The 19,545-nt window shown below is 66.5% G+C and carries 15 protein-coding genes; 8 read left to right on the forward strand and 7 right to left on the reverse strand.

All coding sequences use genetic code 11. The features are described 5' to 3' along the window. Positions 1 to 7 precede the first annotated feature (7 nt). From QM712_RS19250 to QM712_RS19265, 4 genes are all read right to left on the reverse strand, one after another. On the reverse strand, positions 8 to 544 hold the full coding sequence (locus QM712_RS19250) for a DUF962 domain-containing protein (protein ID WP_415024715.1): 537 nt from the start codon (positions 542 to 544) through the stop codon (positions 8 to 10). Between the two features lie 154 nt (positions 545 to 698). Next, on the reverse strand, positions 699 to 1,370 hold the full coding sequence (locus QM712_RS19255) for an OmpA family protein (protein ID WP_415024716.1): 672 nt from the start codon (positions 1,368 to 1,370) through the stop codon (positions 699 to 701). Next, positions 1,370 to 1,786, reverse strand: a complete 417-nt coding sequence (locus QM712_RS19260; RefSeq protein WP_415024717.1) for a hypothetical protein — start codon at positions 1,784 to 1,786, stop codon at positions 1,370 to 1,372. The genes QM712_RS19255 and QM712_RS19260 overlap by 1 nt, the downstream gene beginning before the upstream one ends. Positions 1,787 to 1,878: 92 nt before the next feature. Beyond that, complete coding sequence (locus tag QM712_RS19265; protein ID WP_415024718.1) at positions 1,879 to 4,455, reverse strand: ATP-dependent helicase; 2,577 nt, start codon at positions 4,453 to 4,455, stop codon at positions 1,879 to 1,881. A gap of 239 nt (positions 4,456 to 4,694) precedes the next feature. Here QM712_RS19265 and QM712_RS19270 point away from each other — a divergent pair, with 239 nt between their 5' ends. Then, on the forward strand, positions 4,695 to 4,865 hold the full coding sequence (locus QM712_RS19270; protein ID WP_415024719.1) for a DUF1328 domain-containing protein: 171 nt from the start codon (positions 4,695 to 4,697) through the stop codon (positions 4,863 to 4,865). Between the two features lie 124 nt (positions 4,866 to 4,989). Here QM712_RS19270 and QM712_RS19275 read toward each other — a convergent pair whose 3' ends face one another. Continuing rightward, a complete protein-coding gene (locus QM712_RS19275) occupies positions 4,990 to 5,487 on the reverse strand; it encodes a thioesterase family protein (RefSeq protein ID WP_415024720.1) in 498 nt (165 codons plus the stop codon). Between the two features lie 107 nt (positions 5,488 to 5,594). Here QM712_RS19275 and QM712_RS19280 point away from each other — a divergent pair, with 107 nt between their 5' ends. Beyond that, positions 5,595 to 7,019 (forward strand): FAD-binding oxidoreductase, encoded by a 1,425-nt coding sequence (locus QM712_RS19280; RefSeq protein WP_415024721.1) that lies wholly within the window; start codon positions 5,595 to 5,597, stop codon positions 7,017 to 7,019. A gap of 50 nt (positions 7,020 to 7,069) precedes the next feature. Then, entirely contained in the window at positions 7,070 to 7,432 is a 363-nt protein-coding gene (locus tag QM712_RS19285; RefSeq protein ID WP_415024722.1) for a hypothetical protein, read from the forward strand. A gap of 178 nt (positions 7,433 to 7,610) precedes the next feature. Here the strand turns inward: QM712_RS19285 and QM712_RS19290 are convergent, their stop codons facing one another. Then, the gene (locus QM712_RS19290) at positions 7,611 to 9,287 is read right to left on the reverse strand and encodes a SulP family inorganic anion transporter (RefSeq protein WP_415024723.1); all 1,677 of its coding nucleotides are present in this window, start codon (positions 9,285 to 9,287) and stop codon (positions 7,611 to 7,613) included. A 431-nt stretch (positions 9,288 to 9,718) separates the two neighbouring features. Next, positions 9,719 to 11,206: a caspase family protein gene (locus QM712_RS19295; protein WP_415024724.1), complete on the reverse strand. Its 1,488-nt coding sequence runs from the start codon at positions 11,204 to 11,206 to the stop codon at positions 9,719 to 9,721. Between the two features lie 440 nt (positions 11,207 to 11,646). Between QM712_RS19295 and QM712_RS19300 the strand changes: the two genes are divergently transcribed. The 5 genes from QM712_RS19300 to QM712_RS19320 all read left to right on the forward strand — a co-directional run bounded on the left by QM712_RS19300 (position 11,647) and on the right by QM712_RS19320 (position 19,531). After that, positions 11,647 to 12,678, forward strand: a complete 1,032-nt coding sequence (locus tag QM712_RS19300) for a TRAP transporter substrate-binding protein (RefSeq protein WP_415024725.1) — start codon at positions 11,647 to 11,649, stop codon at positions 12,676 to 12,678. Between the two features lie 7 nt (positions 12,679 to 12,685). Continuing rightward, the gene (locus QM712_RS19305) at positions 12,686 to 14,539 is read left to right on the forward strand and encodes a TRAP transporter large permease subunit (RefSeq protein ID WP_415024726.1); all 1,854 of its coding nucleotides are present in this window, start codon (positions 12,686 to 12,688) and stop codon (positions 14,537 to 14,539) included. Between the two features lie 12 nt (positions 14,540 to 14,551). Continuing rightward, positions 14,552 to 15,529, forward strand: coding sequence for an NAD(P)-dependent oxidoreductase (locus QM712_RS19310; RefSeq protein WP_415024727.1), 978 nt, complete (start codon positions 14,552 to 14,554; stop codon positions 15,527 to 15,529). A gap of 189 nt (positions 15,530 to 15,718) precedes the next feature. Next, positions 15,719 to 18,142: a putative bifunctional diguanylate cyclase/phosphodiesterase gene (locus QM712_RS19315; RefSeq protein WP_415024728.1), complete on the forward strand. Its 2,424-nt coding sequence runs from the start codon at positions 15,719 to 15,721 to the stop codon at positions 18,140 to 18,142. Between the two features lie 87 nt (positions 18,143 to 18,229). Beyond that, positions 18,230 to 19,531 carry an MFS transporter gene (locus QM712_RS19320; RefSeq protein ID WP_415024747.1) on the forward strand — a complete coding sequence of 434 codons (1,302 nt, stop codon included), beginning with the start codon at positions 18,230 to 18,232 and terminating at the stop codon, positions 19,529 to 19,531. The last annotated feature ends 14 nt before the right edge of the window (positions 19,532 to 19,545 follow it).

Here is a 19,545-nt window from a genome sequence, read left to right on the forward strand (position 1 = left end):
CTGGAAGCTATCGGGTTGAAAGGGAATTGGCCGGAAGAGGCGCGAGAATCGCGGCAAGGTCGCGACGGAAGCCCAACGCAATGAATAATTTCGCCATAACAAACATAGGTCCAAGAAGAAAATGAGTGGGGTGGTCGACCATCGATGGCTGCCGCTCCTCGAACACCTTGTGGCCGACGATCTGGGCCGCGACTCCCAGCGCGATCAGCACGGCAAAAATCGACCACATCATGGCGGTCGAGACCTGATTGCCGATCGCGGTTGCGACCGAAAGCAGCACGACAGACGCGGCGAGGATGCCGAATCCGATCCCCGCGTCCAGCATCAGCCAATATACGAGCACCGGCAGCGCCAGGATCACCGCCAGGCTCACCTCGACGCCGAAGAGAGGGATAGCGACCCGCGTCAGCGGCAGCACGGCTCCGGTGAAGAGCAGGAGAATACCGACCACGTGCATCGCGCAGTTCCAGGGATCGCGATGATATTCGACGTAGTCGGCCAGTTGGCGTTGAAAATAACCAGCCATCTCGGTCTCGTGCAGCATGGGGTCGGGAAGGACGAAAAGAGCCTATAGCACCTGATCGAGCGGTGCACAAACCTGCGCAATTGTCGCGCGAAACCACGCTGTTGCGCTGTGAGACAGGTCACAAAACGGTCAAGACTTCAAAGGGTTCCGCACGGCGCCGAAGTGCGTGCGCTCAATGCTTCTTGGCGGGCTTTTTCGCCGCAGGCGCGGGGGCCGCAGCCGGGCGCGCGGGCTCGTCCTCGGGCAGCTTGGCAAAGGTCAGGATTTGCAACTGGCCGTTGACGGCCGAGGTCGGCTTGGCGCGGTCGAGAAACTGCTCCTCACCGAGGCCGATCGGGTGCAGCCGCTTGGTCGAGATCTTGAACGTGTTGACCAGCACGTCGCGGATCGCGTCGGCCCGGCGCTGGCTCAGGATCGCGTTGGCCTCGCGCGTCTTCGAATTGGATTCGACATGGCCGACGATCAGGAACGTGTAGGGCAGCAGCGACGAATGAACCAGCGCGTCCGCGATGCGGCCGACGGTCTGGTAGGATGCCGGCTGGATGATCGGCGTGTCGGCGTCGAACTGGATCTGCGCGTTGAACGCGGGCAGCTTGGCGAGATCGGGCGCGATCAGCGGCCGGTTCACCGGACCGGGATCGTTCTTGATCCTGGCCCTGGCGCGCTCCATCACCTGTTGCTTCAGCGCCGGCAGGTCGACCTCCGCGGCTTCCTCGAAATGATCGAGCTTGCCGATGATGTCGTCGCGGGTCGGCGACGCCGTCTGCGCGCCGGCTGTCGCCGCGAAGACGGAGAGGCCGAGCGCGATGCCGATTGCGGCCGTGGAAAGCCGGTTCGCGCGCATCAGCGATACCCCGCATCGTCGACGGCCTTCAGGCAGTTGCTGCTGATGCCCTTTTGCGTCGAGACCAGGCAGGGGATCGATTTGCTGGTCTCCTTGGTCGAGCCGCCGCAGACCTTGACGATCTCGCGCTGGCAGGCGTTCGCCACCGTGACGCGCGCGGCGACGCGCTTCTGGATCGCGTCGAAGGCGCCGAGATAGTCGCTCTGGCACTGCTGCGACAGCACATCCCTGTTGCGGGACAGGCACTCTTTCAGGCGGGTCGAGTCCGGGTTGACGCCGCGGCAATTGGCGACGATTTCCGCGCCGCAGCTCTTCGCCAGCAGGCCGATCGAATCGCCAAAGCTCATGGTTTCCGCCGCCGCAAGCGACGGCATCCCAAATGCGAGCAAGATCAATGTGACGGAGCCCCGGACCATGGGTGCATCTGATACGGGGAAGTTCGCGGTGGTCAAGGGGCGTGGACGGAAGAAAGGTGGCGGCGTAACGCCGCCGCAACAGGTGGGGGCGCTCAGGCCCGCTGCACGAAGCTGTCCACCACCTTCTTCTCACCGGCCTTGTCGAAGGCGATGGTGAGCTTGTTGCCGTCGATCTTGGTGACGCGGCCATAGCCGAATTTCTGGTGGAAGACGCGGTCGGAGAGCGAAAATTCCGAGGTTGTGCCGGTGGATTTGGCCACCAGCTCGCCCTCGATCGTCAGGGGGCCGCGGCGGCGCGAGGAGAAGCTGCCGAAATCGGGCGAGGACGATGCGGAGGAAAACGTCGCGGCCTGTTCCTCGAATCCGCCCTGTCCGCCGCCATTGCGTCCGCCGCCGCGATTGCGGTTGGCCTGGGCGCGCTGCCAGCCCGGGGTCGAATAGCTGGAGCCGAACGACTCCATGTCGTCGAAGCGCGAGGCGCCGTAGCCGCCGGTGCCGCCCCAGGCCGAGCCGCCCTTGGATTCCGTGATCTCGACATTGGCCGCCGGCAGTTCGTCGAGGAAGCGCGAGGGGATCGTGGTCGACCAGGTGCCATGGATCCGGCGGTTGGTCGCGAAATAGATCATGGCGCGGCGCCGCGCGCGGGTCAGCCCGACATGGCCGAGCCGTCGCTCCTCCTCGAGGCCGGCGCGGCCCTGTTCGTCCAGCGTGCGCTGGCTCGGGAACAGGCCTTCCTCCCAGCCCGGCAGGAACACGTTGTCGAATTCGAGGCCCTTGGCCGAATGCAGCGTCATCAGCGACACCGCGTCTTCCTCGGCGCCGCCGTCGCGGTCCATCACCAGCGAGATGTGCTCGAGGAACCCCTGCAGGTTCTCGAACTCCTCCATCGAGCGCACCAGTTCTTTGAGGTTCTCCAGCCGGCCCGCGGCATCCGCCGAACGGTCCTTCTGCCACATCTCGGTATAGCCGCTCTCGTCGAGCACGATCTGGGCGAGGTCGGTGTGGGCGGTGACCTCGCGCTGGGCGCGCCAGCGATCGAACTGGACGACGACGTTGCGCAGCGAGCCGCGCGCCTTCGGCTTGAGCTCGTCGGTCTCGACCACGGCGCGCGCGGCCTCGAACAGGGGAATGCGGCGCTTGCGGGCGTGGTCGTGCAGCATCTGCACGGTGGCGTCGCCGAGGCCACGCTTGGGCACGTTGACGATGCGCTCGAAGGCGAGGTCGTCGGCCGGCGAATTGATGACGCGCAGATAGGCCAGCGCATCGCGGATTTCGGCGCGCTCGTAGAAGCGCGGACCGCCGATCACGCGGTAGGGCAGGCCGAGCGTAACGAAGCGGTCTTCGAACTCGCGCATCTGGTAGGACGCGCGCACCAGGATTGCGATCTCGTTCAGCTTCTCGCCCTGGCGCTGCAGCTGCTCGATCTCCTCGCCGATGCCGCGGGCTTCCTCTTCCGAATCCCAGGAGCCCGTGACCGTGACCTTCTCGCCGTCCTGGTCCTCGGTGCGCAGCGTCTTGCCGAGGCGGCCTTCGTTGTGCGCGATCAGATGCGAGGCGGCGGCGAGGATGTGGCCGGTCGAGCGGTAATTGCGCTCGAGGCGGATGACCTTGGCGCCGGGAAAATCGTGCTCGAAGCGCAGGATGTTGTCGACCTCGGCGCCGCGCCAGCCATAGATCGACTGGTCGTCGTCGCCGACGCAGCAGATGTTCTTGGTGGGGCCTGCGGGCGCGACCGTCGTTCCGGGATGCGCCGAGGGCGCAGATCCGGAATCTCCAGTCGGGGGCTCATCTGCGGATTCCGGGTTCGGCTCTTCGAGCTGCCCCGGAATGACGGCTTTGCTCGAAGACGGCGCCTGCGACAGCAGCCGCAGCCAGAGATATTGCGCGACGTTGGTGTCCTGGTACTCGTCGACCAGGATGTATTTGAAGCGATGCTGGTACTGCCGCAGGATATCCGGGTGCTCGCGGAAGATGCGGATGTTCTCCAGCAGGAGATCGCCGAAATCGGCGGCGTTCAGGATCTTCAGCCGCTCCTGGTAGCTCGCATAGAGCTTGCCGCCCTTGCCGTTGGCGAACATCGCGGCCTCGCCCGAAGGCACCTGCGACGGCATCAGGCCGCGGTTCTTCCAGCCGTCGATGAGGCCGGCCAGCATGCGTGCCGGCCAGCGCTTGTCGTCGATGCTTTCGGCCTGCAGGAGCTGCTTGAGCAGCCGCACCTGGTCGTCGACGTCGAGCACGGTGAAATTGGACTTGAGCTGCGCCAGCTCGGCATGGAAGCGCAGGATGCGGCCGCCGATCGAGTGGAAGGTGCCGAGCCACGGCATGCCCTCGACGGCGTGGCCGAGCATCTGGCCGAGACGATGCTTCATCTCGCGCGCGGCCTTGTTGGTGAAGGTCACCGACAGGATCTCGGCGGGGCGGGCGCGGCCCTGGCTCAGGATGTGCGCGATGCGCGTGGTCAGCACGCGCGTCTTGCCGGTGCCGGCGCCGGCCAGCACCAGAACCGGGCCGTCCAGCGTCTCCACCGCCTCGCGCTGTTCGGGATTGAGCCCGGTCAGGTATTTCGGCCCCACCGAGGCGCGCGCGCGTGCGGCGATGCCGCCAGCCGCGGGCTGATGGTCGGGGACGCTCTGGGAGGTGAGTTTGTTCGGCTCGGTCATGCGAATCATTTGTCCGACGATGGCACCGCGCCGTCGTGGGAGGGAGCCTTCATAACAGGGATTGTTGGCTATATGGGGCGGCGGGCAGGGGTTTTCCACGTACGCCGCAGCCCGATTTGTTCCTATCGGGCGCGCGAATTTCCGCCGGCCGGGGAGCGGAACCTTCGTTCCCGCCCAGAGATTGTCTGCGCAGGCAAGGCGTGGCGGCGAGCCGCCCCGCAGACAGACATCAAGACAGAGGTTTCACCATGCTTGGCTGGGTTGTGACGTTTCTGGTTATCGCATTGATCGCTGGCATTCTGGGCTTCGGCGGCATCGCCGGCGCTTCGATCGAAATCGCCAAGATCATCTTCTTCGTCGCGATCGTGCTGTTCCTGGTTTCGGCCGTGGTCGGAATGGCGCGGGGCCGCAGGGTTTAGCGGCGCAAGTCCCTCATGGTGAGGAGCGGAAAGCGCGCCTCGAACCATGAGGCCACGACAGTGGCCCGCATCCTGCGAGATCGTCTTCGCAGGGTCCGGATAAGGGCCTGAAGCCGGCACGCAACTACCGCTTCGAGGGCATCGCGACGCTTCGGCCGATGCCCTCGGGCCGCGTCACCGCGCTGTGAGCCGTGACGAAGCCCGCAATCCTCTCGCGTATGTCCGAGGGAAACGCGGCCACCTTCCGCGAGCCCATGTCGATGTGCAGCGACATATTTTCGGAGGTGGCCGACAGCCATCCCTCGGTCGCGTGCCGCAGCTCCTGGAACGTGTGCAGTCGCTTGTCGTCGGCTTCCAGCAGCCAGACCGAAACCTGCACGGGATCACCGAGGTGGATCTCGCGCAGATACCGCACATGGCATTCGGCGGTGAAGGTCGAGCCGTTGCGCTCCTTCATGTAGCCCGGCCCGATCCCGAGCTGCAGCCACATCTGGTCGATGGCCCGGTCGAACATCACGTTGTAATAGGCCATGTTGAGGTGGCCGTTATAGTCGATCCATTGCGGCTCGATCTGCATGATCGAGGCGCGGAACGGTTCGGCCTTGGGCGTATCGGCGGTCATCTCGGGGTATGTCCTTCCCTCACCAATTTTGTCCCGACACAGGTCCGATCCCTTGACTTGACCGGGCATATGTCCTTTGCCACGGTCTTCTGTCGGGAGGATTTTCCGTGGGTACGACCATCACCAATAATCCGCCGCGGCCGGAGCCGAAAGCCCTGGCGAGCGCGCTGGAACAGCTTGCCGCACGCTTCGGCAACCGCCTCATCACCTCGCAGGCCGTGCGCGAACAGCACGGCCATACCACCACGTGGATCGCCAACCAGCCGCCGGACGGCGTGGTGATGGCGCAGGAGACCGCCGACATCCAGGACGTGGTGCGGATCTGCGCCAAGAACCGTGTGCCCGTCATCGCCTTCGGCACCGGCACCTCGCTGGAGGGCCAGGTGAACGCGCCGGCAGGCGGCATCTCGATCGACCTGCGCGACATGAACAAGGTGCTCGCGGTGCATGCCGAGGACCTCGATTGCGTGATCCAGCCCGGCGTGACGCGCAAGGCGCTCAACGAGCATCTGCGCGACCAGGGCCTGTTCTTTCCGATCGATCCCGGCGCGGACGCCTCCCTCGGCGGCATGGCCTCGACGCGGGCCTCCGGCACCAACGCGGTGCGCTACGGCACCATGCGCGACAACGTGCTGGCCCTGAAGGTGGTGCGCGGCGACGGCGAGATCATCACGACCGGCACACGCGCCAAGAAGTCCTCGGCGGGCTACGACCTGACGCATCTGTTCGTCGGCGCCGAGGGCACGCTCGGCATCATTTCGGAACTGACCATCCGCCTGCGCGGCATCCCCGATACGATCGCGGCCGCCGCCGTGTCGTTCGAGACGGTGCACGGCGCCTGTCAGGCGGTGATCCTGGCGATCCAGACCGGCATTCCCGTCGCGCGCATCGAGCTGCTCAATGCCGCGCAGGTGAAGGCCTGCAACGCCTATTCGAAGCTGACGCTGCCGGAGACGCCGCTGCTGCTGATGGAATTCCACGGCAGCGAGATCGAGGTGGCCGAGCAGTCGAGGGCCTTCGGCGAGATCGCGAAGGAGTGCGGTGGCGGCGACTTCTCCTGGACCACCAAGCCCGAGGATCGCTCGAAGCTGTGGCAGGCGCGCCACGACGCCTATTGGTCGGTGAAGGCGTTGCGTCCCGGCGACAGCATCGGTGTGGTCGCCACCGACGTCTGCGTGCCGATCTCGCGCCTGGCCGACTGCGTCAGCGAGACCGAGGACGATTTGAAGCGACTCAATCTCCTCTCGCCGATCGTCGGCCATGTCGGTGACGGTAATTTCCACTGCTCGCTGGTCTGCGACGTCAACGATCCCGGCGAGATGGCGCGCGGCGAGGAATTCATGCACCGCCTGGTGGAACGTGCGCAGGCGATGGACGGCACCTGCACCGGTGAGCACGGCATCGGGCAGGGCAAGCAGAAATACCTCGAGGCGGAACTCGGGCCTGAAGCGCTCGATGCGATGCGCGCGCTGAAGAAGGCGCTGGATCCGCTCAACATCCTCAACCCCGGCAAGATCGTGCCGCAGGCGTAGCGCGCGCCATTGCCTGCGTTTATGCTCGCTCCGTCATCACGGGGCGGGCAATGCGGTGGTTTGCGCGCAAGTCGCAACAGGACATCTGGGACGAGGCGATCGAGTGGCCGCTCGGTGACATCGAGGCTGCCGAGCGCATCCGCGCCATCTGCGAGGCCGCCGTCGCCAGCGCCGTGGGTGCCGCGCGAAACGACCCGCCTGAAAGCGAGCGCTATGAACGTGCCGCCAAGGTCGCGATGGAAATCGCGATGAAGATCTCGGACGGGCTGATGCGCGACGACGCGGTCCGGCGCATCGTCGACCTCTGCATGAAGGCCGGCGACGTCAAGACCGCGCAGATCCTGCTTCGCGCGATCCACGCAAGCTGGATCCGCGAAGCGGCGCTGCGCGATCATCCGGTACTGGCTTCGTGAAGTCTTGCCATGAGGAAGGCGCGCTCCCTCTTTCGCCTGCGGGGGAGGTCGGGGAGAGGGTGTCTCCGCAACGGCACCATCCCCACGAGGAGAAAACCCTCACCCGGCGCGACGTGCCCCCGTTCCGCAAGTGGGAGGCGTTGCAGCGAGTGCGCGGCTCAGCCGGTATGACCTCGCGCTAATAATTCGTTTTCGCCAGCTTGTGGACGGCCTCGTCGACGCTGCGGAAGACATGGTCCCGCGGCAGCGCATCGAACAATCTGAAGCGCTCGAACGCGTCCTGGGCGCGTACCGATTCCAGCCGCGCCAGCGCGACCGTGACGCCTTGCTCGCCGCATGCCTTGAAGACGTCGAGCAGGATCTGGGCGGCGGTGAAGTCGATCTCGACCATGCCGCTCGCCTCCAGCACCAGCAATTGCGGCGCGTTCGTGCTGAGAACCTTGGTCACGTCGCTGCGGAAGCCCGGCGCATTGAGGAACGACAGCGGCGCCTGCAGCCCGATCACGGCGACGCCGGCGATGCGCTCGCCGGTGATGTGCGGATGGGCCGGCCACCAGATCGTGGTGCCGGGCACGCGCTCGAACTCGACGAGCCTCGCGCGCGTCGTGCTCCAGATGCCGTGCAGCAGCGACAGCACGATGCCGAGGAATGCGCCCTGCTGGATCGGCAGCACGATGATCAGCGCAGCGGTCGCGACGATCAGCAGGAATTCGCTGAAGGATTGCCGGTAGATCGTGAGGATCTGTTTTACGCGGACGATCCGCAGCGCCACGAACAGCAGGATGCCGCCGAGCGCGGCGTCCGGAACGTGCCGCAGCAGCCCGGTCCCGAACGCGAGCAGCGCCAGCACGATCACGGCTGCGGCAAGACCTGCGAGTTGCGATTGTCCGCCGGTTTCCGCGACGATGCCGGTGCGGGGCGGGCTGGCGTTGACCGGAAAGGCGCCGAACAGGCCGGCCAGCACGCTGCCGGCGCCGGCGCCGAGGAAATCGCGGTCGACGTCGGCGGGCTTGTCGGGATCGGACGGGAACGACCGCGTCGTCGCGGCGGTCTGCACCATCACCACGACGGTGATCACGAAGGCGAGCGGCACCAGATGCACCCATTGCTCCGGCGCGAGATCGGGCAGGGTCGGTCGTGGCAGTGTGCCCGGCACTTCGCCGACGACGCGGACACCCTTGCTTTCGAGGCCGAGCGCGATTGCGGCCAGCGTCGCGGCGACGAGCCCGATCAGCGCGCCTGGAATTTTCGCGCTGACCTTCTCCGAGGCGAACACCACGGCAAGGACGCCGAAGCCGATGCACAGCGTGAAAGGATTGGTCCGGCCGAGTTCGGTCGCGAGCACGCCGATGCGATCGAGCGTCGGTCCGCTCGGCGATTCCAACCCGAGCACGCCCGGCAATTGCGACACGATGATGTGCACGGAAATGCCGGCGAGGAAGCCGACCATCACCGGCATCGAGAGCAGATTGGCGATGCCGCCGAGACGGAAGGCGCCGCCCGCGAGCATCATCGCGCCGACCATGAGAGCCAGCGCGATCGCCATTCCCTGATATTCGGTCGAGCCGGCGGCGGCCAGCGCCGCGAGCCCGCCCGCGAAGATCGGCGTGATCGTGGAGTCCGCACCGCAGGACAGGAAGCGATTGCCGCCGAGCAGCGCAAAGCCGAGCGAACCCGCCATGAAGGCGAAGAAGCCGATCTGCGGCGGAAATCCGCCGAGCCGCGCGGTCGCCATCTGTTCGGGTATGGCGATCGCGGCGAGGGTCAGCCCGGCGATCAGGTCGCCGGGCAGGGCATAGGACGCGAGCGACCGGAACAGCGGCCAGGCTGTCTTGGCGTGAGCGTCGTGCGGCATCGATGGCGGCTCCCGGAAAGGCGTGCGTCGGCCGACCAGACTACAGCATTTCCCGGGAAGGGAAGCAGAATGACGCCCATTCCGCGATGCGCATGTCCGGGATGCGCCGCCATGCCGGGATCCGGAAGGACGAGATCAAACAGGCATAAGCCCCGGCTCTGCAGCGCACAGCGGAAGAGCGCTACGCTGCGTCCCGGGCAGGAGAGCCTCGGCTCATTCCTAGTCGGCAGCAATATCCGGTGGTGATGTCCGGGTGCGCGTGTCAGGCGCAGTGTCAAGTGCCAAGTAGCCGGGTGATGATGGCGCCGCAATTGCTTCTCTGCGTCATGGCGAGCGCAGCGAAGCAATCCGGAATCCCAGCGCGGCGACAGCCCGGATTGCTTCGCTGCGCACGCAATGACGGATGACGTGCCTGTCCTTGGCGGATCGCCTCAGTATCCGTTGCGATAGCCGCCACTGCGGCCCATCTCGCCGCCGCGTCCGCCCATGCCCATGCCGAGGCCGATCCCCACGCCGATGCCGACGCCTTGCATGACGGCTCCGGGCGGAGGGCCGGGGGGCGGTGCGCGCTCGACGACCTCGTCATCGGGCGGTGGTGCGCGTCGGCGCTTCGGCGGCGTATCCGCGACCTTGCGCTTCGGCGGCGTGTCGTCGACGCGTTTCTTGATGGTCGGCGCCACCGCCGGATTGACCGGCGTGGCCGGCGGCGTCGCGCACGGACAGGTCGGCGCCATCGCGACGGCGACCGGGGCGGGCACGGCCGCGACCGTCGCCGGCAGCACGTAATTGCGGTTCTGCACCCGCAGCAGCAGCCTGCGCGCGGTTGCGGCCAGATCGCTGTTGTCCCAATTGACGAGATAGGCCTCGAACGAAGCGCGGGTGTTGATCGCGACGGCGCGCTCCCAGGCCAGCATCTGGCGCCGGCGCTCGAGCACCGCGCGTAGACTCGGCGTATGGACGTCCTGTGCGTACAACTCGATATAGGCCTGATAGGCCGGCACCGTGTCGTCCGCGATCACGAGCTCATAGGCCGCGCCGGGCGCCTTGCCCTGCAGATCCCTCCGCCAGTCCTCGACGCTGCGCGTGCCGCTGGCGAGCGCCATGGCGGATGCGCCGGGCGTGGAAGCTGGCTGGGCGCCGCTATCGCCGAAGAACTTGAAGTCGGTCGTCAGCGACGAGCTCTCCCAGGGAATCTGCCGTCCGTCCGTCGACTGCGCCACGGCGATGCGGATGCGCTTGAACATCTCCTCGATCGGGATGTTCGGCTGCCTGGCGACGGAGAGCACCGCGGTCGTATAGGGACTGTCCGCGCCGGAACCATCTTCAGCCTCCGCGCCGGGCGAGGTCGAATAGGAGATGAAGGAGCCGGGCGCGCCCGCCTTGGTATCGACGATCGCGAGCCCGTGGCCTGCGCCGCTGAGCGCGGGGAACGGATTGTTGCGGCAGGCATCGAGCATGAAGATGCGTGCCCGCGTCGGCAGCGCGCCGAGCGTGTTGAGCAGGTCGTTGAGCCGCACGCCCTGGAGCGGGATGTCGGCTTCGCGCTTCGGATCGAGGTCGACCGGCACCAGATAATTCTCGCCGTCGATCTGCAGGCCGTGGCCGGCATAGAACACGAGAGCGACGGTGTCGGCGCCGCTGGCACTGACTCTGCCGGCGAAATCGCTGATCGCCTGCCGCATCTCGTCCTGATTGAGGTTCGGTGCCGTCGTGACGGTGAAGCCGGCATTGCCGAGCAGCTCGGTCATGCCCTTGGCGTCGTTGGCGGCGTTGGGCAGTTCCGGCACGGTGCGATAGGCGGATTGGCCGATCACCAGTGCGAGCCGCGCTTCGGCCGCGGCGTGGGCCGTCGTCATCAACTGCGCGAGGGCGACAAGGCTGGATGCCAGCAAGAGATTGCGGAGGACCGGACGGCGCATGGTGTCACCTCCATCGGCAATACGCGCGAGGATGTCACTTTTTCTAGATCGTTGCCATGATTCTGTCTGTGCGCTGGATCACGTGGCGGCTGCGGCAAAATGGGGCAGGGCATCTGCCGCAAGGCAGTTGCATCGGTCCGACGCCATCAATGTGAATCGCGCATTGATCCATGCTCCAATTGGATCGATTTTCCGGGAGCGCGACGAAGGTCGTTCGCGCGTCGTGCTCGCGACGATGCGCCGGCGAAAATCACCCGCAGATATCGCTGTTCCGGCGCCGGCGTGATCGACGCTCTCGTCAGCTCCGGTGCTTGCGGCTGCGGGGCCTCGACCCGCGTCGCACCCTTGCCTCTGTCGTCGCTTTGGCCATACAGTCGATGCAACAGGTTGCGACAACGATCGCGGCCGCAAACAAAAAATGCCTGGGGAGAGACCGCACCATGACAATCGTATCCGTCAGCCGTCGCGCATTCATCAAGTCGTCGACGGCGGCGACCGCCGGCCTGGTGTTCTCTCCCGCACTGATCGGCCGCGCCGAAGCCGCGACGGTGAAGCTGAAATGCTCCTCCTCGCTGCCGAACGATCCCAAATACGCCAACGGCCGCGTCTACTACGACAACCTCGTCAAGAGCCTGAAGGCGAACGGGCTCGGCGAGCAGGTCGAGGTCGCCTTCTTCCCCGACAACCAGCTCGGCCAGGAGATCGACGTCATCAATTCGGTGAAGCTCGGCGTCATCGACCTCATGGTCTCGGGCTCGTCGATCTCGGCCAATCTGGTGCCGCTGGTGGGCACCTACGACCTCGGCTTCCTGTTCTCGAGCTTCCCGCAGCAGACCAAGGCGTTCGACGCCGGCGCCGCCAAGCCGATCGAGGACGCGCTGCTCAAGGGCGGCAACATCCGCATCATCGCCTGGGCCTATAATTTCGGCTCCCGCAGCGTGTTCGCGAAGAAGCCGGTGAAGACGCCGGAGGATCTCGCAGGCCTCAAGATCCGCACGCTGCCGAACCCCGTCATCACGGAATGCCTGCGGCTGATGGGAGCCGCCGCGACGCCGCTGGCGTTCGGCGAGATCTACACGGCGCTGCAGGCCGGCGTGCTCGACGGGCTGGAGCACGATCCGCCGACGATCCTGGCCAGCAAGTTCTTCGAAACGGCGAAGTTCTACGCGCTGACGCAGCACAATTTCTCGCCGCTGGCGGTCTATTTCAGCGACATGACCTTCAACCGCATGGATCCGAAGCTGCGCGAAGGCTTCCTCGATGCCGCGAAAAAGGCCGCGATCGACACGCGGGCCCATGGGCTGGCGGTCGAGAAGGAAGCGCTGACGACCCTGACCGAGAAGGGCGTGACGGTGGCCGAGTGCGACCGCGAGGCGTTCAAGAAGCGCGTCGCGCCGCAGACCGAGAATTTCATGAAGGCGCGGCCGGAATCCAAGGCCGTCATCGACATCATCCGCTCGACGCAAGCCTGAGGCATCGATGACGGGCGCCGCGTCTCTCCCGGGCGGCCGCCACGGGAGCATTACCCTGCTGCTTCGCTGCAGCGACGCGATCGCAGCCATGCTGCTGGCCGCCGATCTCGTCGTGGTGTGCGCCTCCGTGCTGCTGCGCTTCTTCTTCAATGCACCGGTCGAATGGTCGGATGATGTCGCGCGAGGCTTGATGGTCGGTTCCGCCTTCTTCGGCGCGGCGAGCGCGCTCGCGCGCGGCGAGAATGTCGGCGTGTCGTTCTTCCGCGATCTGCTGCCGGCACGGTTTCGTGCGCTGGTCGATGCCGCGAGCGCGCTGCTGATCGTGCTGATCGCAGGCTACGTCGCCTACAACGCGATCAAGCTGGGTTCCCTGACGGCAGGCCAGACCACCGGGTCGGGCCTGCCGCTGGAGCTGACGTTCTATCCGATGGGCGTCGGCGCGCTGTTCATGACCGTGTTTGCGATCGATCATCTCTGCGCGCGGCCGCTGCCCGACATCGCGAAGGGCTTCTTGGCCATCGCCCTGCTGACCGGCCTCTATCTGGCATGGGACTATCTGTCGCCGTCCTCGGTGCCGTCGGCGGGCACGCTGATGCTGATCGGCTTCTTCGCGACGCTGTTCGGCGGCCTGCCGATCGGGTTTGCGCTGGCGCTGGCCGCGTTGATCTTCATCTGGGTCGAAGGCGCGCTGCCCGGGGTCATCTTCGCGCAGCAGATGGCGCGCGGCATCGACAATTTCGTCCTGCTCGCGATCCCGTTCTTCATCCTCGTCGGCTATCTCATGGAAGCCAACGGCATGTCGGTCCGCCTGATCGAGCTGTTGCAGCGCGCGGTGGGGCGCATGCGCGGTGGCCTCAATGTCGTGATGGTGACCTCGATGGTGCTGTTCTCCGGCATCTCGGGCTCGAAGATGGCCGATGTCGCCGCGGTCGGCTCGGTGCTGATCCCGGCGGCGCGCCGATCGAAGCAGAATCCGGGCGGCGCGGTCGCGCTGCTCGCGGCATCCGCCGTGATGGCGGAAACCATTCCACCCTGCATCAACCTGATCATCCTCGGCTTCGTCGCCAACCTGTCGATCGGCGGTCTCTTCGTCGCGGGCCTGTTGCCGGCGGCGCTGATGGCGCTGGTCCTGATCGCGGTCTCGATCATCTTCGGCAAGCGTCCCGCAGCGGCGGAGGAGGTCGAGCCGCAATTGCCGGTGTCCGGACTCTGGAGCGGCGCCATCGCCTCGTTCGGCCTGATCTTCATGATCTTCTTCGGCTTCAAGAGCGGCTTTGCGACGGCGACCGAGATCTCGGCCTTCGCGGTCGCCTATGCGATCGTGGTCGGCAGCCTGGTGTTCCGCGAGCTCACCTTCAAGTCGGCCGCGCACAGCTTCGTGCAGGCGGCGACACGCGCCGGCCTCGTGCTGTTCATCGTCGCCGCCGCGCAGTCGCTCGCCTTCACGCTGACCCTGCAGCAGGTGCCGCATGCGGTCGGCGATTTCATGCTCGGCCTGTCCAAGACCAGCGGCACTTGGCTGTTCATCCTGCTCGCGATCGCGGTGCTGATCGTGATGGGCTCGGTGCTGGAAGGTGCGGCCGCGCTCATCATCTTCGGGCCGCTGCTGCTGCCGGTGGCGGTGCAACTTGGCATCGATCCCCTGCATTTCGGCGTGGTGCTGGTGATCGCGATGGGCATCGGGCTGTTCGCGCCGCCGCTCGGGCTCGGCCTCTACGGCGCCTGCCTGATCGGCAACGTGCCGATCGAGCAGACGGTGAAGCCGATCATGGGATACCTCGGCCTCCTGTTTCTCTGCCTGCTCGTGATCGCCTTCGTGCCCTGGCTGTCGACCGCGCTGCCGCGGGCATTCGGATACTGAAGGAGTGCTGCCGTGAAGGTCCTGCTCGCTCATACGCCGGAGATGCGCCGCAACTACTACGGCGATCGCAGTCTGAATGGCCTCCGCGCGGTCGCGGACGTGATGCTGCACGAGGGTGATCAGCCACTCGATACCGCGAGCCTCGTGCAGGCGGCCGGTGATGCCGACATCATCGTGGCCGACCGCATGACCGAGGGCCGTGGTGAGGTCTTCGCGCAATTGCCGCATCTGCGCGCCTTCGTGCGCTGCGCCGTCGACATCCGGAACGTCAATGTCGATGCGGCCTCTGCCGCCGGCGTGCTGGTGACCCGCGCCGGTCCCGGCTTCGTGCAGGCCGTCGCCGAACTCGCGCTCGGTTTCATGGTCGATCTGTCGCGCGGCGTGTCGCGGACCACGGCGGATTACCAGGCCGGCCGCAAGCCGGAGGCACGGATGGGCCGCCAGCTCGCGGGCAGCCGCATCGGCATCATCGGCTATGGCAGCATCGGCCGCTACCTCGCCGAGGTGGCGAAGGTGCTGCGCATGGAGGTGCTGGTGTCCGATCCCTTCGCGACCGTCGACGACAAGGAGATCAGGCAGGTGCCGCTCGATGCGCTGCTGGCTGAATCGGACTACGTCGTCTGCCTCGCCATCGCCAACGAGGACACCGAGAACCTGATCGGCGAGGCGGCTCTGGCGCGCATGCAGAAGCACGCCGTCTTCCTCAACCTCTCCCGCGGCAATCTCGTCGACGAGACGGCGCTGGCCAGGGCGTTGATGGAGCATCGGATCGCGGGAGCGGCGATGGATGTCGGCCGCGCGCCCGACCAGATGCCGACACCGGAATTGGCAAAGCTCCCCAACGTCATCGCCACACCCCATGTCGGCGGCCTGACGCCGCAGGCCATCGAATACCAGTCGCTGGAGACGGTGCGGCAGGTCGAGGCGATCGTCAGAGGCGACGTCCCGCAGGGCGCGGTCAACGCCGACCGCTGGGCGCGGCGGCCCTGAATTGCCGGTTCAATCTCCGCGAAGCGAAAGGGCCGGGATCGCGCGGGCACTTCGTTAACTAAGCCGCGCAATGCGGGATGGCCGGCCTTTGAAATTGTGCAGTTCTTAACCCCGTCCTTGTCCGATCAGTATCCCGGCGGCTCAACCACAGGTTCGAGTCGTCGCGCCGAGGGGGACTTGCGGATCAAGATGGGTGGTCGTGATCAGAATGATCAAGATCGGAAGCGTGTGATAGAACGGAGGCGTTCCGCGTCGGCGCCCGGGCTCTATCGTCCTGCGCTCATCGCTGCCTGTGTCGGCCTGCTGTTCTCGCTGGTGGGCGCGGCCGCGGTCGCGCGGTGGGAGACCCGCGTCAACAAGAGCGAGTTCGACAGCGCGGCCGAAACCGAAGCCATCGTCATGCAGAACGGCATGAACGAGTACATCGGCAGGCTGGTGGCACTGCGGACGCTGTTCGAGTCCGCCAACGGCGACGTGACCCGCAGCGAGTTCGAGACCTTCTCCACCCGGTTGTTCGAGCGGCATCCCGGCATGCTGCGCGTCGCCTGGCTGCCGCGGATCAGTCGCGCGGAGCGCGACGGCTACGAAGCCGCAGCGATCGCCGACGGCGTCGCGGGGTACCAGATCAGGTCGCTCGGGAAGGACGGTTTCGCCGTCGCGCCCGAGCTCGACGAATATTTTCCCGTCTTCTTTTCGACGCAGCCGAAGACATCGGCCGTCTACGGCATGGATTACGCGACCATCCCGGATCGCCGCGCGGCGCTCGAGCGCGCGCGCGACAACGATCGGATCGCGGCCACGCCGACCATTCTCTACCAGCCGCGAGAGGCCGGCCGGCTACCGGACGTGCTCGTCGCCGTTCCCGTCTACGCCAGGGGCGCGCCGCGCGACACGACCGCGGATCGGCGGCGCAATCTCTCGGGCTATGTCATCGGCATCTTCGACCTGCCGCTGCTGATGCAGGCCATTCGCGCCAATGCCGGCGCAAATCTCGCCGTCAGCGTCAACGTCTATCCGCCGGCCTCGGGACAAGCCGGCGCCGACGATGCCTTGCCCGATTATTCGTCGGCGGCGGCCGCTCCGCAGTCGATGCGCGCCGTCGCGCGGCGCCTGCACTGGTCCGGCGTTCTCAGGATCGGCGATGCCGGTTGGCGGGTGCGCGCGATGCCGACGCCCGGCGGACCGATGCAGACGGCCTATGACCGTGCGATCGGGGTTCTCATCGTCGGCATGCTGCTCACGCTCTCGCTGTCGGCCTACCTCATGCTTGCCGGCCGCAATTCGCGGCGGCTGGCGCTTGCGAACCGGAAGGTGCTGGAGCTCGCGCAGTCCGACATCCTGACCGGGCTGCCGAACCGCGCCTTCTTCCTGGCCCGGCTCGACGAGCTCAACGGCCGCAAGGATGCCGGTCCGGGCTTCTCGATCCTGATGCTCGATCTCGACCGCTTCAAGAACGTCAACGATTCCCTCGGCCACAGTGCCGGCGACGCGCTGCTGCGCCAGGTGGCGCTGCGCCTGAAATCCGCGCTGTGCGAGAGCGACGTGCTGGCACGCCTCGGCGGCGACGAGTTCGCCATCATCCAGGAGGGCTGCGCGGACCGCCGGGCCTCCTCCACCGAGCTGGCCGCACGCATCGCCAAGCTGGTCGCCGAACCCTTCCTGCTGCCGGGCCATCGCGTCGAGATCGGCACCAGCATCGGCATCGCGATCGCGCCGGAACACGGCCGCGACCAGGAGCAATTGCTCAAGAAGGCCGATCTGGCGCTCTACCGCTCGAAATCGCTCGGCCGCAACTGCTTCACCATCTACGACGAGGCGATGTCGGCCGAGCTCGAGGCGCGCAACACGCTGGAGGGCGATCTGCGCGACGCCATCTCGCGTTGCCAGCTCGAGGTGCACTACCAGCCGTTCGTCGACGCCGGCAGCGGTGAACATTGCGGCTTCGAGGCACTGGTTCGCTGGAGGCATCCGAGCCGCGGCCTGATTCCGCCGGACCAGTTCATCGCCCTTGCCGAGGAGACCGGGCTGATCGTTCCGCTCGGCGAATGGGTGCTGCGGCGCGCCTGCGCCGATGCGGCGTCGTGGCCGTCCGACGCCAGGATCGCGGTGAACCTGTCGCCGGTGCAGTTCAAGGAAGCCGATCTGTTCGACGTGATCCGGGCTGCGCTGCGTGATGCCGGCCTGCCGCCGGAACGGCTCGAGATCGAGATCACCGAGTCGGTTCTGCTGGAACGCGGCGTCGAGAACCACGCCTTCATGGAGCGTCTCAAGAGCATCGGCATCGGGCTTGCGCTCGACGATTTCGGCACCGGATATTCGTCGCTGAGCTATCTCACCGTGTTTCCGTTCGACAAGATCAAGATCGACAAGTCGTTCATCCGCAACCTGACGCATCAGCCACGCAGCTCGGCCATCATCTCCTCGATCGTGACGCTCGCGCGCGGCCTCGACATGTCCGTCACCGCCGAGGGCGTCGAGACCCGCGAGGAGTTCGAGCGCCTGCAGTCGCTCGGCGTCAACTTCGCGCAGGGCTATCTGTTCGGGCGCCCGCAGCCGATCGGCCAGATCGCGTTCGACGCTGTGCCGCAACCTTCGCAGCGCGACGCCGCCTGAGGCCGCGCGAGGGGCATGCGCGAAAAGCGCTTGACCCGGACACCCCCAGATGGTCCGAAGGATCGTCCAGGGATGAAACACACAGACATGCGGCTTCCTTTCTTCTACGGCTGGGTCGTGGTCGCGGTGACCTTCGTCACCATGGCCATCGGCGTCAATGCGCGCACGGCCTTCTCGCTGTTCTATCCGCCGATCATCGCGGAGTTCGGCTGGGAACGCGGTGTCACGGCGGGCGCCTTCTCCTTCGGCTTCGTGGTGTCGGCCGCGGTCAGCCCGCTGATCGGCCGCCTGATGGATCGCGCCGGTCCCCGCGCGGTGATGGAGCTCGGCGTCGTGCTGATGGGCGGCGGATTGCTGCTGGCGCCGCTCACGAGCGCGCCCTGGCATCTCTACGTCACCATCGGCGTCATGGTCGGCGCCGGCAGCGTCTGCCTCGGCTATTCCGGCCAGTCGCTGTTCCTGCCGAACTGGTTCATCCGCAAGCGCGGCTTCGCCATCGGCATCGCCTTCGCCGGCGTCGGCATCGGCTCGGTGACGCTGCTGCCCTGGGTGCAGCACATGATCGAGCACACGGGCTGGCGCACCGCCTGCACGGCGATGGGCCTGCTCGTCCTGATCGTGCTCGCGCCGGTCAACCTGTTCCTGCGCAAGCGGCCCGAGGACATGGGTCTTCAGCCGGACGGTGACGCCGCTCCGTCAGCGGGCGCCGCGAAACCGGTTTCCAATGTCGTCGATCCGGTCTGGGCCGCGACGGACTGGACGCTCGCCCGCGCGCTCGCCACCGCGCGCTTCTGGTGGATCGCGCTCGGCTATTTCTGCGGCCTGTACATCTGGTACGCCGTGCAGGTGCACCAGACCAAATTCCTGCTCGACATCGGCTTCAGTCCGAACGTCGCGGTCTGGGCGCTCGGTGTCGTCAGCCTGCTCGGCATTCCCGGACAGATCCTGCTCGGGCACGCTTCCGACCGGATCGGGCGGGAATGGGTCTGGGCGATCAGCTGCTGCGGCTTTGCGATCTGCTTCGCGGCGCTGATGGCGCTGAAGTTCGCGCCGTCGTTCTGGCTGATCTATCTGATGGTGTTCACGCAAGGCGCGCTCGGCTACGGCCTCACCTCGATCATGGGCGCGGTGGTGTTCGAGATCTTCCAGGGCAGGCACCAGGGCAGCATCTTCGGCACGATCATGCTGGCGGCGCTCGCGGGCGGCGCGGCGGGGCCCTGGGTGACCGGCTTCCTCTACGACCGGACCGGCGACTACACGCTCGCCTTTGCCATCGCCGTCGTCGTGAGCGGATTGTCGGCGCTCTCGATCTGGCAGGCCGCGCCGCGCAAGGTCAGGGCCGTGGCCGGCCGGCTGGACAAGCTCCAGCCCGAAACCGGCGCGGGATAGTCCGCACGCATCGA

This window comes from Bradyrhizobium sp. (assembly GCF_047605465.1).
GTDB lineage: Bacteria > Pseudomonadota > Alphaproteobacteria > Rhizobiales > Xanthobacteraceae > Bradyrhizobium.